Origin of the sequence: Mesorhizobium sp. M0189, assembly GCF_040322135.1 — a bacterium.
In the GTDB taxonomy this organism is placed as follows: Bacteria; Pseudomonadota; Alphaproteobacteria; order Rhizobiales; family Rhizobiaceae; genus Mesorhizobium.
Genome location: NZ_JAMYSW010000001.1, coordinates 547,879 through 562,248, shown reverse-complemented (window position 1 = coordinate 562,248; position 14,370 = coordinate 547,879). Strand labels below are relative to the sequence as shown.

At 60.8% G+C, this 14,370-nt stretch carries 19 protein-coding genes and 1 pseudogene; 14 read left to right on the top strand and 6 right to left on the bottom strand.

All coding sequences use genetic code 11. The annotated features are described in order from the left end of the window. The first annotated feature begins 125 nt into the window (after positions 1-125). Positions 126-554, top strand: coding sequence for a nuclear transport factor 2 family protein (locus NKJ09_RS02675; protein ID WP_352494640.1), 429 nt, complete (start codon positions 126-128; stop codon positions 552-554). A gap of 22 nt (positions 555-576) precedes the next feature. On the opposite strand, the gene NKJ09_RS02670 is transcribed toward NKJ09_RS02675, so the two are convergent. Further along, positions 577-930, bottom strand: a complete 354-nt coding sequence (locus tag NKJ09_RS02670; protein ID WP_023717628.1) for a gamma-butyrobetaine hydroxylase family protein — start codon at positions 928-930, stop codon at positions 577-579. Positions 931-1,128: 198 nt separating this feature from the next. On the opposite strand from NKJ09_RS02670, the gene moaA reads away from it, so the two are divergent. Further along, positions 1,129-2,124 (top strand): GTP 3',8-cyclase MoaA, encoded by a 996-nt coding sequence (moaA, locus tag NKJ09_RS02665; protein ID WP_352494639.1) that lies wholly within the window; start codon positions 1,129-1,131, stop codon positions 2,122-2,124. A 58-nt stretch (positions 2,125-2,182) separates the two neighbouring features. Continuing rightward, complete coding sequence (locus NKJ09_RS02660; RefSeq protein WP_352494638.1) at positions 2,183-2,656, top strand: hypothetical protein; 474 nt, start codon at positions 2,183-2,185, stop codon at positions 2,654-2,656. Between the two features lie 51 nt (positions 2,657-2,707). On the opposite strand, the gene NKJ09_RS02655 is transcribed toward NKJ09_RS02660, so the two are convergent. Continuing rightward, the gene (locus NKJ09_RS02655; protein WP_352494637.1) at positions 2,708-3,370 is read right to left on the bottom strand and encodes a DUF1579 family protein; all 663 of its coding nucleotides are present in this window, start codon (positions 3,368-3,370) and stop codon (positions 2,708-2,710) included. A gap of 260 nt (positions 3,371-3,630) precedes the next feature. Between NKJ09_RS02655 and NKJ09_RS02650 the strand changes: the two genes are divergently transcribed. The 11 genes from NKJ09_RS02650 to NKJ09_RS02600 all read left to right on the top strand — a co-directional run bounded on the left by NKJ09_RS02650 (position 3,631) and on the right by NKJ09_RS02600 (position 11,704). After that, positions 3,631-3,987 carry a hypothetical protein gene (locus NKJ09_RS02650; RefSeq protein WP_352494636.1) on the top strand — a complete coding sequence of 119 codons (357 nt, stop codon included), beginning with the start codon at positions 3,631-3,633 and terminating at the stop codon, positions 3,985-3,987. Positions 3,988-4,108: 121 nt separating this feature from the next. Further along, on the top strand, positions 4,109-5,029 hold the full coding sequence (locus NKJ09_RS02645) for a DMT family transporter (RefSeq protein ID WP_023717634.1): 921 nt from the start codon (positions 4,109-4,111) through the stop codon (positions 5,027-5,029). Between the two features lie 65 nt (positions 5,030-5,094). After that, positions 5,095-5,724, top strand: a complete 630-nt coding sequence (gene mobA / locus NKJ09_RS02640; RefSeq protein WP_352482600.1) for a molybdenum cofactor guanylyltransferase MobA — start codon at positions 5,095-5,097, stop codon at positions 5,722-5,724. Then, positions 5,721-6,230, top strand: a complete 510-nt coding sequence (gene mobB / locus NKJ09_RS02635) for a molybdopterin-guanine dinucleotide biosynthesis protein B (RefSeq protein ID WP_023717636.1) — start codon at positions 5,721-5,723, stop codon at positions 6,228-6,230. The genes mobA and mobB overlap by 4 nt, the downstream gene beginning before the upstream one ends. Positions 6,231-6,442: 212 nt before the next feature. Continuing rightward, positions 6,443-7,225, top strand: coding sequence for an ABC transporter substrate-binding protein (locus NKJ09_RS02630; protein ID WP_023717637.1), 783 nt, complete (start codon positions 6,443-6,445; stop codon positions 7,223-7,225). 118 nt (positions 7,226-7,343) lie between these two features. Continuing rightward, entirely contained in the window at positions 7,344-8,057 is a 714-nt protein-coding gene (locus NKJ09_RS02625) for an ABC transporter permease (protein ID WP_023717638.1), read from the top strand. Further along, a complete protein-coding gene (locus NKJ09_RS02620) occupies positions 8,054-8,881 on the top strand; it encodes an ABC transporter permease (protein WP_023717639.1) in 828 nt (275 codons plus the stop codon). The genes NKJ09_RS02625 and NKJ09_RS02620 overlap by 4 nt, the downstream gene beginning before the upstream one ends. A 64-nt stretch (positions 8,882-8,945) precedes the next feature. Next, the gene (locus NKJ09_RS02615) at positions 8,946-9,815 is read left to right on the top strand and encodes an NAD(P)-dependent oxidoreductase (protein WP_023717640.1); all 870 of its coding nucleotides are present in this window, start codon (positions 8,946-8,948) and stop codon (positions 9,813-9,815) included. 9 nt (positions 9,816-9,824) lie between these two features. After that, on the top strand, positions 9,825-10,529 hold the full coding sequence (locus NKJ09_RS02610; protein ID WP_352494635.1) for a DNA alkylation repair protein: 705 nt from the start codon (positions 9,825-9,827) through the stop codon (positions 10,527-10,529). After that, positions 10,489-11,070 (top strand): GNAT family N-acetyltransferase, encoded by a 582-nt coding sequence (locus NKJ09_RS02605; RefSeq protein WP_352494634.1) that lies wholly within the window; start codon positions 10,489-10,491, stop codon positions 11,068-11,070. Before NKJ09_RS02610 ends, NKJ09_RS02605 begins: the two co-directional genes overlap by 41 nt. Positions 11,071-11,131: 61 nt before the next feature. Next, complete coding sequence (locus tag NKJ09_RS02600; protein ID WP_023717643.1) at positions 11,132-11,704, top strand: DUF3299 domain-containing protein; 573 nt, start codon at positions 11,132-11,134, stop codon at positions 11,702-11,704. 11 nt (positions 11,705-11,715) lie between these two features. Here the strand turns inward: NKJ09_RS02600 and NKJ09_RS02595 are convergent, their stop codons facing one another. From NKJ09_RS02595 to NKJ09_RS02580, 4 genes and pseudogenes are all read right to left on the bottom strand, one after another. Continuing rightward, positions 11,716-12,207, bottom strand: coding sequence for an Lrp/AsnC family transcriptional regulator (locus tag NKJ09_RS02595; protein ID WP_006333679.1), 492 nt, complete (start codon positions 12,205-12,207; stop codon positions 11,716-11,718). Positions 12,208-12,410: 203 nt separating this feature from the next. Continuing rightward, positions 12,411-13,102 (bottom strand): annotated as a pseudogene (locus NKJ09_RS02590) (uracil-DNA glycosylase family protein). Next, a complete protein-coding gene (locus NKJ09_RS02585; RefSeq protein WP_352494633.1) occupies positions 13,042-13,653 on the bottom strand; it encodes a glutathione S-transferase in 612 nt (203 codons plus the stop codon). The pseudogene NKJ09_RS02590 and the gene NKJ09_RS02585 overlap by 61 nt, the downstream one beginning before the upstream one ends. Positions 13,654-13,693: 40 nt before the next feature. After that, positions 13,694-14,317, bottom strand: a complete 624-nt coding sequence (locus NKJ09_RS02580) for a thermonuclease family protein (protein WP_352494632.1) — start codon at positions 14,315-14,317, stop codon at positions 13,694-13,696. Positions 14,318-14,370 lie beyond the last annotated feature (53 nt).

Genomic DNA, 14,370 nt, shown 5'->3' with positions numbered 1-14,370 from the left:
GCGCTACTCCAGACGCATGACATTTTCACGACACGATGCCCGTTTGTCGGTTATCAGGAAACGGGTGTCGAGGGACCGCGAACAAGCGCAAACCGCTTTCGTGCCGACATAAACGGAGGTCAAAAATGGAGAAACCGCTCGGCCGGCGACGCACCGCCATGGAACTTATTGAAAACATGTTCAATGTTGAAATGCGTTTCCTGCAATCAGGGTCGGAGAGCCTCGATATGCTTGCAAGCGCATTTCATGTCGAGATTGTCGTGCATGAGCCTCGCTCCCTGCCCTATGCCGGTGACTGGAACGGCCTCGACGGCGTTGGCGCCCTTTTCCGCAAGATGCGGGAAATCTGGAGCGACGTGGCGGTGGAGGACCTCCAGGTCGCCCAAAACGATGACATGGTGTTCATGAGCTGCACGCTTTCGCTGACATCGCGGGCCAATGGTGCAACCATCAAGCAGCCGTTTGCCGAAGTCTTGCGCTTCAAGGATGACCGGCTGATCGAAGGCACGCCGTTTTATCACGACACCAGCGAGATACTGGCGATGCTGCGTTGACCGGAGCGTCCCGCGAAATCAGTCAGCGGTCGCGGCTCAGCCCCTTCTCTTCCAGCTCGGCGAGATAGGCGGCCCAGCGTGCATCCTTCTCATGACCCAGCGTATGCAGGTAATTCCAGGTGAAGATGCCGGTGTCGTGGAAATCGTCGAAGGTGATGCGCACGGCATAGTTGCCGACCGGCTCGATCTTAAGGATCGCTACATTGCGCTTGCCGGGAACGGTGACGCGCTGTTCGGGCGAATGGCCCTGCACCTCGGCCGACGGCGAGGCAACACGCAGCAGCTCGGCTGGCAATTCGAACGGCTGATGGCCCGGAAAGGTGACGGAAAGCAGCTTGCGGTCCTTCGAGACCCTGAGTTCCTTTGGCGCTGTCATGCTGGTGGATCCTGCGGAAGACAGCCTTCCCTACGCCGCTTCGCGTTGAGGGAAAAGGCCGCATGGAAAGTTCCGACATGATCTGTCGGCGTCGGGGTGTTACCGCAGATCGCGAGCTTCTATCTTGAATGGCAAGTTGGCTCGCATCACATAGCCATATATAACGAAGCCGTTCACGGCCACGGGAAGCGCATAAGCATGGATATGATCGATCCTTTCGGTCGCACGATCACCTACCTGCGCGTGTCGGTCACCGACCGCTGCGATTTCCGCTGCACCTATTGCATGGCCGAGGACATGACGTTCCTGCCCAAGAAGGACCTGCTGTCGCTGGAAGAGCTCGACCGGCTTTGCACGGTCTTCATCGAAAAGGGCGTGCGCAAGCTCCGCCTCACCGGCGGTGAGCCGCTGGTGCGCAAGAACATCATGCATCTGGTGCGCCAGCTTTCGCGGCATCTCGAGAGCGGTGCGCTGGAAGAGCTGACGCTGACCACCAACGGATCGCAGCTTTCACGCTTTGCCGCCGAGCTCGCCGACTGCGGCGTCAAACGCATCAACGTCTCGCTCGACACCCTCGATGCCGACAAATTCCGCCAGATCACCCGCTGGGGCAATCTGGATAAGGTCATGGACGGCATCGACGCGGCGCAGGCGGCGGGGCTGAAGGTAAAACTCAATGCGGTGGCCTTGAAGGACTTCAATGACGCCGAATTGCCGGAAATGCTGCGCTGGGCGCATGGCCGCGGCATGGATCTGACGGTCATCGAAACAATGCCGATGGGCGAGATCGACGCCGACCGCACCGACCAGTATTTGCCGCTGTCGCTGCTGCGCGCAGCACTCGAGCGCCAGTTCTCGCTGAGCGATATTCCCTATAAGACCGGTGGCCCGGCCCGCTATGTCCACGTCGCCGAGACCGGCGGGCGGCTCGGCTTCATCACGCCGATGACGCATAATTTCTGCGAAAGCTGCAACCGGGTCCGGCTGACCTGCACCGGCACGCTTTACATGTGCCTCGGCCAGGAAGATGCAGCCGACCTGCGCGTACCACTGCGTGCGTCCGAAGGCAACGAGCTGGTCGCCGACGCCATCGACGAAGCAATCGGCCGCAAGCCGAAAGGCCACGACTTCATCATTGATCGCCGCACCAACCGCCCATCGGTGTCGCGGCATATGAGCGTCACCGGCGGCTGATTTGTCACCGATTTCGTGCAAGAATAATCGCCTTGGCATCGGCTTCGAGGCAAGGCTCATGCAGCGGCTTTTTGCAATCCCGACGTTTTTCGGAGTGATGGCGGGGACCATGGCAGTTGCCGCGCCACTCACCTATACGAGCGAGCGCTTCGGTACCGTCTGCACCTTTCCGGATGAGATCTTCACTCTTCGCCAGCCTGAGCCGGACAATGGCGATGGACAACAATGGCTCACGGCTGATGGCGCCAGCCTGATCTGTTCAGGCATCCTCAATATCGATGATGAAACTCCGACAGCCTTCGTCTCCGCCCAGAGGGGCAGCAAGGAACCTGGCTACAAGATTACCTACAGCAAGACCGGCAAGGACTGGGCGGTGCTGTCGGGCATCAAAGGCGAGAACATCTTCTACGAACGCCGCCTGTTCGGAAAAGACGGTGTCATCCGTACGGTCTGGATCGACTATCCGCCAGCCTTGAAATCGAAATACGACCCGCTTATCGGAGCGATCGCCGGCAGCCTCAGGGGACCGTGAGCATCCGGCGACCTCGGAACATATTCGCAACCCGTTGTTTTTGCTAACGAGTCACGGTTGACGCGTGTAGTCGTATCGTACGGCAAGCCATTTCTTGCCGCTGCCATTGGCCTGAAGGAAATGCTGCTCGGCCACTTCGTGATTGTCGCCGTCCCTGGAAATGACGAAATCGGAGGCAGCGAACCGCCCTTCGACCTCGGGCCCGAAGCCGACGAAACCAAGCGGCTCGAAAAGCAGCGAAATCTTGCCGTCCTCCTCGCCACCAAAACTCCAGGCGGGCATGATCCCTGCCGGGAAACGGGTATCCATCGAGACATACTTCCAGCGGCCCTCCACCCGGTCATAGCTCAAATAGGCTATCCGCTGGAAGTCTGGGATTTTCGACCCGGGCGCCGGTCGCATCACCTCCTGCATGAAGGGGCCGATCATCGTACGCTCGGCCACCAGCCCGGTCATCACAATCGGCTGGGCGCCGGGCGTTGGCCAGATCGTGTTGACGACGGACCATTTCCCGACGCGGCGAGCGAGTTCATCCGCTTCGTGACCCGGCGTGGACATCCGTTCGACTGCCGACGCCGAAGCGCCGTTCTCGGCGAAGGCAGGCGCCATCGCCATGAGGATAACCGCCAGTGCAGAAGAGAACCGGGGAGCCGACGAAACGTGCCGCCTGCTGCCTGTGCCAAGCATGTCCGCATTGCCTCGTGCATTCATCATGGACCACCTCCCCAGACAAGATCAGAAGCCTACAATGACCAATTTGGTGAATCTTGCCGAGCAAATTTGATCTCGTCGAAAAATTTTCCTCGAGCCGCAGTGTGATCGATTTGCCCTCCGAACCCATCCTTTGGAACGGCACATTTCGGGATCACACCCAGAAAAGGTCTTGTCCGCAAACGGTTACCGGATTTACCGCAAGCCCGTTCGGGCCTAGCCTCTGCTCTGGAGCGGTTCTTCGCCCAGTGGGGGAATACGATATGCACAAACTCATTCTTTCTGTTGCATTGCTCAGCTTCGCGGCCCTGCCCGCGGCGGCCCAGTCGATCGGCGGCACCTATGCCGTGGCCGGCACCAACTTCGATGGATCGTCCTATGGTGGCGACGCGACGATCACGCTGACCAGCGAGACTACCTGCACGATCCATTGGGAGACAGGCGGCTCGTCCTCGGACGGCATCTGCATGCGCAACGACGATGCCTTCTCCGCCGGCTATGTCATGGGCAAGGCGGTTGGCCTTGTCGTCTACAAGGTGCAGGACGACGGCTCGCTGCATGGCCTGTGGACGATTGCCGGCAAGGAAGGCAACGGCACCGAGGTGCTGACGCGCAAATAAGCCTGCCGCTCTTGCGAGGTAGATGTCACGGGCCACAGAAAGGCTGTGGCCCAGCCCTTTGACGTTGCTGTTTTGCGGGTGCCTGCTAGACGCTTGCTGCAGGACTCACCCGGTAATCGCCTTGCCTCTTTCGCCAAATCTGCGCGGCGCGTTGTTCATGATGGTGGCCATGATTGGCTTCACCCTCAACGATGCAATCACCAAATTCTCGTCGGAATCGATGAACATGGCGCAGGTCATGCTGATCCGCGGCGCCTTCGCTTCGCTTTTCGTTGCCCTGCTTGCGTGGCAACGCGGCGCGCTTGCCCGGCCTGGCTCGATGCTGCAGCCGACAGTTGCGCTGCGCGTCGCCAGCGAGGCCGGCGCCACGGTGTCGTTCCTGGTTGCTCTGGCACATCTTCCGATCGCCAATGTGTCCGCCGTGCTGCAGGCGCTGCCGCTGGCTGTGACGATGGGCGCCGCGCTTGTGTTCAACGAGGGCGTCGGCTGGCGGCGCTGGCTGGCCATTGCCGTCGGTTTTGCCGGCGTGCTGATCATTGTGCGGCCGGGCTTCGAAGGGTTCAGCATGTTTTCTCTGCTGGCACTGGCTAGCGTGGCATGCTGCGCGGTGCGCGACCTCGCCACCAAGCGGATTCCGCAGGCAATTCCGACATTGCTGGTGTCGACCGCCACCGCTCTTGCCATGACCGTTCTGGGCGCAGCATTGCTTTCGCCGATGGGCGGTTGGACGCCGATGACGGGAAAAAGCACGGCATTCCTGGCGCTGGCGGCGGTGCTCGTGCTCATTGGCTACCAGTTCATCATCATGGCGATGCGGGTGGGCGATATCTCCTTCATCGCGCCGTTCCGCTACACCGCCCTGCTCTGGTCGATCCTGCTTGGCTTCACGATCTTCGGCGATGTCCCCGATCTGCCGATGATCGTCGGTGCCACGATCATCATCGCCTCAGGCCTCTATGCGCTCTACCGCGAACGGATCGTCGGCCGGCGAAAGACAGCTGCCGAAAGCGCTGGACCGGACATGGCGCCGGACGGCATATAGGCGCGACCGTTGACGACCGTCTGATTTGAAAACTTGATTTTGGTCATAGGGTCTAGCAGCAAACGATGGGCCGAGATATCGCAGGGATCATTCTGGCCGGCGGCCGGTCGAGCCGGATGGGCGGCGGCGACAAGACGCTGCTTGCGCTTGGCGATGGGACCCTGCTCGACCGTGTCGTTTCGCGCCTTGGCCCGCAGGTCGGCCCGCTGGCGCTCAACGCCAATGGCGATCCGGCACGGTTTGCCGCGACGGGGCTTCCCGTGCTTGCCGACACCGTCAAGGGTTATGCCGGGCCGCTTGCCGGGATCCTGACCGGCCTCGAATGGGCTTCCGACACCACTTGCCAGGCGCTGGTCACGGCTGCAGGCGATACGCCTTTCCTGCCCAAGGATATGGTCGAGCGGCTGCTCGCGGCAGCCTATGCACGCCCGGGCTCGATCGCCGTTGCCTGTTCCGGCGGCAAACGGCATCCGACGTTTGCGCTCTGGCCGCTGGGGCTCGACCAGGCCTTGCGCCAATTTCTCGTCGAGGAAGACAACCGGCGCGTTTCGGCGTTCATCGACCGGCACGGTTTTGTCGAAGTGGATTTTCCCATCCTGAAATCCAGAGGGGCCGAGATCGATCCCTTCTTCAACATCAACACTCCCGACGACCTTGCCCGGGCCGCGCATCTGTTGCAGAGCATCGAGCCATGAACAGACGTATCTTCGGCATCACTGGCTGGAAGAACTCCGGCAAGACGACATTGACCGAAAAGCTGGTAGCCGAACTCGTCCGGCGCAGCTGGAAAGTGTCGACTGTAAAACACGCCCATCATGATTTCGACATCGACAAACCTGGAGCGGATAGCTTTCGCCACCGCCAGGCGGGAGCGATGGAGGTGGCGATCGTGTCGGGCAGGCGCTGGGCGCTGATGCACGAATTGCGTGGCGAGGACGAGCCGACGCTGGAGGCGATCCTGTCACGGCTGGCACCCTCCGACATCGTGCTGGTCGAGGGCTACAAGCGCGAGGCGCACAAGAAAATCGAGACGCGACGGCTCGAGGCCAAGGACCGGACACCGCTCTCGGCAGGCGATCCACACATTATCGCCGTCGCCTCCGACTTTCCCATTGTCGGCGAAGACTTGCCGGTCTTCGATCTCGACGACACGAATTCGATAGCCGACTTCATCGAACGCGCCACCGGCCTGACGCGCTGAGACTGCGGCCGCGGGGAGCTTCCCGCCACTTTCTCTCCATTTAGGCGTTTGACCCAGCGTCACCGTTTTCTGAACATGACCTTCCCTCAAGCGGCGGTTTTGCAGTTGCTTTTTCTTGGGAAAGAATGGGAGTATCGCGCCAGCGGGCGGTCAAAAGCACCGCCCACAGAGCCGTTCGGGAACGACGGCCGGGACCAACAGAGAGGACCATTATGCGTATTGCACTGCGTATCGCGCTCGCCGCATCGGCTGCGCTGCTGACGCTTGGCGTTGCCCAGGCCCAGGAAAAAACCTTGAGGATCGGCACCGAAGGAGCGTATCCGCCATTCAACAACCTCACCGCCGACGGCCAGCTCGTGGGCTTCGATATCGATATCGCCAAGGCACTGTGCGACGAGATGAAGGTGAAGTGCACTTTTGTCGCGCAGGACTGGGACGGCATCATTCCAGCCCTTCAGGCAGGCAAGTTCGACGCCATTGTCGCGTCTATGTCGATCACCCCGGAACGCGCCGAGAAGGTCGACTTCACCCACAAATATTACAATACGCCGCCGGCAATCGCCGCGCCTAAGGACACTGATATCAAGGGTGTCACCAAGGAAGATTTGGCCGGCAAGACGATCGGCGTGCAGGCATCCACCACGCATTTCAACTATTCGACCAAGACTTACACCGACAGCACCGTCAAGCCGTATCCGACCGCGCAGGAATACCAGCTCGATCTGGCCAATGGCCGGCTCGATGCCGCCAATGACGACATCGTCGTGCTGCAGCAATGGCTGGATTCGCCGGACGGCGCCTGCTGCAAGCTGGTCGGCACAATCAAGCCCGTCATCGAAATCCACGGTCCGGGCGCCGGCATTGCCGTGCGCAAAGGCGAGACCGACCTGGTCAACCAGTTCAATGCGGCGATCGACGCGATCCGCGCAAACGGAAAGTACAAGGAAATCAACGACAAATACTTCAAATATGACGTTTACGGCGGCGAGTCCTGATCGACCGACATAGGACAACGTGAACGGCGGGAGATTCCCGCCGTTCTTATAAGGATGCCGCGCACGAGGGGTGATGCGGTACGGGTCTCAACGAGCCTTAAGGAGAACAGGCAGGCGGATGCAGAGCGCACTGACGCTTCTCAGTTGGGGACCCGAAGGCTGGCTCGACGACATCGCCGCGGGTGTGTTTGTCACAGTATGTCTTGCGCTGGCCACGCTGCCCTTCGGGCTGACGCTCGGCTTTTTCGTGGCGCTGGCCAAACAGTCGGAAGAGCCGTCGCTGAGACTGGCCGGGAACATCTACACCACGATCTTTCGCGGAATACCCGAGCTGCTCACGCTGTTTCTGATCTTCTTCGGCATCCCATTAATCCTGCAATACATTGTCCGGCTGGTGAGCCCCGGGACATCGGCCGACGTCAACAGCTTCGTCGCCGGGATGATCGCGCTGTGCTTCATCTTCTCCTCTTATTCCAGCGAGGTGTTTTTATCCGCCTTCCGCGCGATTCCAAAAGGGCAATATGAGGGAGGCTATTCGATTGGCCTGTCCAGCGGCCAGACGATGCGGCTGATCGTACTGCCGCAGTTAATCCGCATCGCATTGCCCGGACTTGCCAATCTTTGGCTGATCCTGCTCAAGGACACCGCGCTCGTCTCGGCCGTCGGCCTCAACGAGATCCTCCGGCAGAGCGGGGTTGCCGCTCGCGTCACCAAGCACGCCTTCCTGTTTTACGGTTTTGCCGGCCTGATCTATCTCCTGCTAGCGATCGTCTCCTCCTTCGGCATCAATGCGATCGAACGAGCGGTTGGCGGCAGCGAGGTCAAGAGATGAGCCTGGCCACCGACACGCTGAAGGTTGACCGGCCGCCGCCGCCCGCACGCGGCTGGTCGCGCCAACGCATCCTCGGCCATGTCCTGGTCGGCCTGTGGATCGCTCTCGGCATTGGCGTGGTCGTCTACCTAGTCACTGCGTGGAACCCGGAGTTCTTCCAGAAATATGCACCCGGCTACATATCCGGCCTTGGCATCACCCTGCTGCTGGTTGCCATCTCGATTGTGCTTGGTGCGATCCTGTCGGTGCCGATCGCCTATGCACGTATGTCGAACAATCCGATCCTTTCGGGGTTCGCCTATGCCTATGTCTATTTCTTTCGCGGCACGCCGCTGTTGGCGCAGACCTTCCTGGTCTACTACGGGGTCGGCTCCTTCCGACCGGAGCTCGAGATGGTCGGCCTGTGGGGCTTCTTCCGCGAAGCGTTCAACTGCGCGATCTTCGCCTTTTCGCTGAATACGGCCGCCTACCAGGCCGAGATTTTGCGTGGCGCGATCGAGAGCGTGCCAAGGGGCCAATGGGAAGGTGCCGCCTCGCTCGGCCTGCACAAACTGCAGACGATGTGGAAAATCATCCTGCCGCAGGCGCTGATTGTGGCGCTGCGCCCTTATGGCAACGAGATCATCCTGATGATCAAGGGCTCGGCAATCGTCGCCATCATCACGGTCTACGATTTGATGGGCATCACCCGGCTCACTTATGCGCGCACCTTCGACTTTCAGTCGTATATCTGGGCGGCGATCATCTATCTGGTCATCGTCGAAACATTGCGCCACGGCGTCGAGTGGATCGAACGGCGTATCACCATCCATCTGCACCGCTGACTCCCATCCCCTTGCCTGATCCGATAAGAAGGCCGCAAAGCAGGTTTCTAAGGGATTCGAAAACATGGCTTCGGTGGCATTTCTCGGTCTTGGCGTCATGGGTTATCCGATGGCCGGGCATCTCAAGAACAAGGGCGGTCACGACGTCACTGTCTACAACCGCACCAGGGCCAAGGCCGAGCAGTGGGTTGCCCAGCATGGCGGCAGCTTCGCCGTGACGCCGGCAGAGGCGGCCGAGGGCAAGGACTTCGTTTTTTCCTGCGTCGGCAATGACGACGATCTGCGCTCGGTGACGACCGGCGCCGGAGGCGCCTTCAATTCAGTGAAGAAGGGCGCCATCTTCGTCGACAACACCACGGCATCGGCCGAGGTCGCGCGCGAACTGGCGCAGCAGGCGCAAGCGCTCGGGTTTTCGTCCCTCGACGCTCCGGTCTCCGGCGGTCAGGCAGGCGCTGAGAACGGCGTGCTGACCGTGATGGTCGGCGGCGAGCCAGACGCCTTCGACAGGGCCAAGCCGGTCATAGATGCTTATGCCCGCATGGTCGGGTTGATGGGACCGGCTGGGGCTGGCCAGCTCACCAAGATGATCAACCAGATCTGCATCGCCGGCCTCGTTCAGGGACTGGCCGAAGGTATCCATTTCGGCAAGCAGGCCGGGCTCGACATCGAAAAGGTGATCGAGGTGATTTCCAAGGGCGCGGCCGGTTCCTGGCAGATGGAGAACCGCCACAAGACGATGAATGCCGGCAAATATGATTTCGGCTTCGCCGTCGACTGGATGCGCAAGGATCTTGGCATCTGCCTCGCCGAGGCCGACCGCAACGGCGCCAAACTGCCGGTGACGGCACTTGTCGACCAGTTTTACAAGGACGTGCAGGCGATGGGCGGCAAGCGCTGGGACACGTCCTCGCTGCTGGCGCGGCTGGAGAAATAGGATTTCACCGTGGCCGAGCTTTCGCCTCAATCCAGCGCCGACGAAATCGTCGCTCATCTGCGCTCGATCGCCTCGGAGGAAAATCGACTTGGCATGCTGCGCTACGGCATCAAGATCGAACGTGCGCTCGGTATCTCGCATGGCGTGCAGCGGCAGATTGCCAAGAAAATCAAGCGCAACCATGAGCGTGCCTTCGAGCTTTGGCAGACAGGCATCATGGAGGCGCAGTTCATCGCTTCCGTGACAGCTGATCCGGAGCGGTTCTCCGCCGCGGATGCAAGACGATGGGCGGCGACTTTCGACTCGTGGGATATCGTCGACGGGGTCTCCGATCTCTTTGTCGATACGGATTGCTGGAGGGAATTGATCGCCGAATTCGCGGTCGACGAACGGGAATTCGTTCGGCGCACGGCGTTTGCGATGATGGCTTGGTCGGTGGTCCACCGGAAGAAGGAACCCGAGGCGACCTTCCTCGAATTCCTGTCGATCATCGAAGCGCATGCGACCGACGGCCGCAATTTTGTGAAGAAGGCGGTGAACTGGGCGCTTCGTTCGATCGGCAAACGATCGATGAATTTGCACGGCCCTGCCCTTGCCCTGGCGCAAAAACTAGCGGCCTCGACAGACAGGACTGCGCGCTGGATCGGCAAGGACGCCGTGAAGGAACTTTCCGATGCCAAGACGCTCGAACGGCTCGCCGCCAGAAAAGCTTGACCTGAGCAAAGTGCGCTTCACGGAGGTGACGCAATCGCCGCGCGCTGATTTCGAAAACCTGTTCGAGCAACCCGGCGGGCCGAAATATTGCTGGTGCATGGCCTGGCGCAACCTCGACCGCCGCGAGCATGTCGAGAACGACGAGAAGAAACGCGCGATGATGGCGCTGATCGAGGCTGGCACGCCGGTCGGCATTGTCGCCCAGATCGATGGCCGGACCGTCGGCTGGTGCTCGGTCGCGCCGCGCGAGACCTACCGCAGGCTGTCGCGGCAGCAGGACGATAGCGAGATGGGCATCTGGTCGATCGTCTGCTTCTATGTACCGAGAGCGCTGCGCGGTGGCGGGCTGGCAAGCGCATTGCTCGACGCGGCCATCGATCACGCCGTTGCCAAAGGCGCCAGGATGATCGAAGCCTATCCGGTCGACGATGCTTCGCCGAGCTACAGCTTCATGGGGTTTCGCGGCATGTTCGTCGCCCGTGGCTTTCGCGAGATTGGCATAGCCGGCTCGCGCCGGCATGTGATGCGGCTTGAGCGTTGACCAGTGGACAGCGGCAGCTTTACTTGATGTCCGCAGATCAAGGCTCAACAGCGGAGCAGCGATGAGCAACCGTTTTAAATCAGGCGCGGTCTTGGCGACTGCCTTGTTGGCGTCCGCCATCGCGGCAAGCGCTTCCGCTGGGACCATGCACATTTTCTGGAAGGATCTGCGCCCGGCGACCCAGGCAGCCGCCGAAAGCGTCGGACTGCCAATGATCGCGGCCAAAATGCCGGATCATGGCGAAACGCTCTCTCACGATTTGCAGGACCAGACCGTGCAGCTCGCGGGCTACGCACTGCCGGTCGATCGCGACGGTGATCTCGTCTATCAATTCCTGCTGGTGCCCTGGACAGGGGCCTGCAGCCATATGCCGACGCCGCCGCCCAACCAGATCGTCCTCGTTACGCCTGCGCAACCCTACCGGATGTCCGAGGCCTACCAGCCGGTTTCGATAACTGGCGCACTAGAGCCAGGCATGGAGAAGAGCCAGCTTTTCATCCTTGACGGCGTCAGTGTCATCCAGTCGGGCTACACTGTGCGCAAGGCCGAGGTGGTCAACGTCGACACCGTGCCGGACACGATCACGCTGCCGGTCAACTCGCCCTGGACTTTCCTCAACAAAAAGAAGAACTAAGCAGAAGAATCTCAAGCGGCGTTGGCGCCGGACTCCTTGTCGAGCACCATGTAATCCAGCGGCATCTCGGTGGTATATTTGATCTGCTCCATGGCGAAGGAAGACGACACGTCGCGGATCTCGATCTTGGCGATCAGCCGCTTGTAGAAGGCGTCGTAGGCGGCGATGTCGGGCACCACGACGCGCAAGAGATAGTCGACATCGCCGCTCATGCGGTAGAATTCGACCACTTCGGGAAATTCCTGGATGACCTCCGAAAAGCGCCGCAGCCATTCATGGCTGTGCGAATTGGTGCGGATCGACACAAACACCGTGACCCGCACATTGACCTTTTCATGGTCGAGGATGGCGACGCGCCGCTTGATGACGCCCTCTTCCTCGAGCTTCTGGATGCGCCGCCAGCACGGCGTCGTCGACAGGCCGACCTTCTTGGCGACGTCGGCGACCGCAAGCGTCGCATCCTCCTGCAGGAGGCGGAGGATTTTTCTATCGAGGCGGTCCATTGGGTGCTCCCCCTGATGCAAGTCGTCCAAAGTGCGCAGCGGCTTTGGCACAACGATATGCATAAAAACAAGAATTTAAAGCGCGTCCCCTCATGCGCTACGCGCTTCGAGGAATAGATTACCATATTCCCTCTTGTCATGGCCTTTTACAAGAAAGAAATTCTGTCGGATAGCGCGAAAGCGAGTGATTTCTTGCTGAATGCCTAGCCGATGCGATAGCGGATTTCCGATCTTAGAAATGGCAGCAAATCCATTTCAAACCATGGATTGCGCTTCAGCCAGCCGGTGTTGCGCCAGGACGGGTGCGGCAGCGGCAGGACTTTCGGGTCAGTCGATGCCGCCCAGATGGCGCGCCAGTCCAAGACTGTTTCTGTCAGCGAGGGACGGCGCGCCGCGCCCATATGCCAGCTTTGCGCGTAGATGCCGATCGTCAGCACCAGATCGACTTGCGGCATCAGCGCCATCAGCGATACGCGCCAGGCCGGCGCACATTCGCGGCGCGGCGGCAGGTCGGCGCCCTTGGCGTCCTGACCCGGAAAGCAAAAGCCCATCGGCACAATGGCAAACTTGTCCGTGTCATAGAATTCCTCGCTGCCGACGCCGAGCCAGCTTCGCAGCCGGTCGCCGGAGGCGTCGGTGAACGGCATGCCTGACAGGTGGACCTTGGTGCCTGGCGCCTGGCTGGCGATCAGGATGCGGGCGCTCGAAGATGGCCTGAGCACCGGACGCGGCTGGTGCGGCAATGGCCTGCCGGCCGGCTTATCGACGCAGATGCGGCAGGCGCGTACCCTCGCTGCCAAGGCTTCCAACTCTTCGCTCATTCGGAACTCATTGTCAGGCGGCGGCACTCGGCCGGCTCGAGATTGCCCGATACCAGCGCAGCACGTTGGTGCACTCTTCGGGTACCTTGATGCGAGCCGGCTTCATAAAATCGATGGCGACGAGCCCGGTGATGTCGGCGATCGAATACGCATCGCTGGCGACGAATTCCCTGCCGGCGAGCTCAGTGTCCAGAAATCTCAGGAATTCGATCGCCTTCGGCTTGTTGGCCTCGCCCCATTCGGGGATTTGCGGGATCTCCCATTCCCTCATTGCGGGGTGGATATGCCGGAACGCCGCGGCGACGCAGCCGAACAGATTGAACTCCACACGTCTTTGCCACATCTCGACGATTGCCTTGCCGAGCGCGCCACGCCCGAACAAAGCCGGCTCGGGGTGCAGTTCCTCGAAGTAACGACAGATTGCGACGGATTCGGTGATGATGGTGCCATCGTCGAGTTCGAGCACCGGCAGACGCTTCAGCGGGTTACGCGAGCTGACCGGCTGCTCTTTGTGCTCCAGCGCGCCCATGTCGACCGGCACCAGCGGAACTTCAACTCCCTTTTCGGCCAGGAAAACCCGAACCCGCCGTGGATTGGGCGCGCGGCCGCCGTCGAACAGCTTCATCTTTATCCTCTCGTCCATCTCGACGAATTATAGGCACAGCTCACCAGAAGCGAAAAATCTCCCGCAGGGCGTCGCCGATCGACGCCAAGGTCCCGTGTTTTCTTTCGACCAGCTCGTGCCCGTGGCTCTCGCGCCAGTTCTTCGGCTCGTCGAAAGTTCCGGCCCAGATGCCGGCCTTGCCTGCGCGCGCAGCGGCTTCCTCGGTCTCGAAGTCGCCAAAGGCGACCGCCCAGCCGGCCTCGACCTGAGCGCGGTTGAGATCCTTGCCGCCGACCTTGCAATCGCCGAGCAGCCTGCCGTAGCGGTCGCGCTGCCAGCCGCTGCAGGAAACCGCTTTGCCGGCAATCAACCGCACCAGGGACTGCCGCGCGAGCTTGCCGCAGGGATAGTCGGCACCGTCCTTGCGGCAGATCTGCGAATATTCCGGCGCATCGATGCCACGCATGCGGACACGCTCGCTGCCGAGGGTGATGCTATCGCCGTCATTGACAATCGCCGCGCCCTCCGTCTTGCGCGTCTCCACCCGGTCGAGGCGCGCCGCCAGGAGGATCAGCAGGCCAAGCACGATGAGCGTCAGCCCATAGTCCATCAGCCTGCGCCACCGGCTTCGCGGGCGCGGCGCATAGTATCGCTGGCGCGGCCATCGCGACCACGAACGGCTCATATGGCAAACCGTTGGTTAATCATTCGAACGTAGCTTAACGATTTGAAATTGCT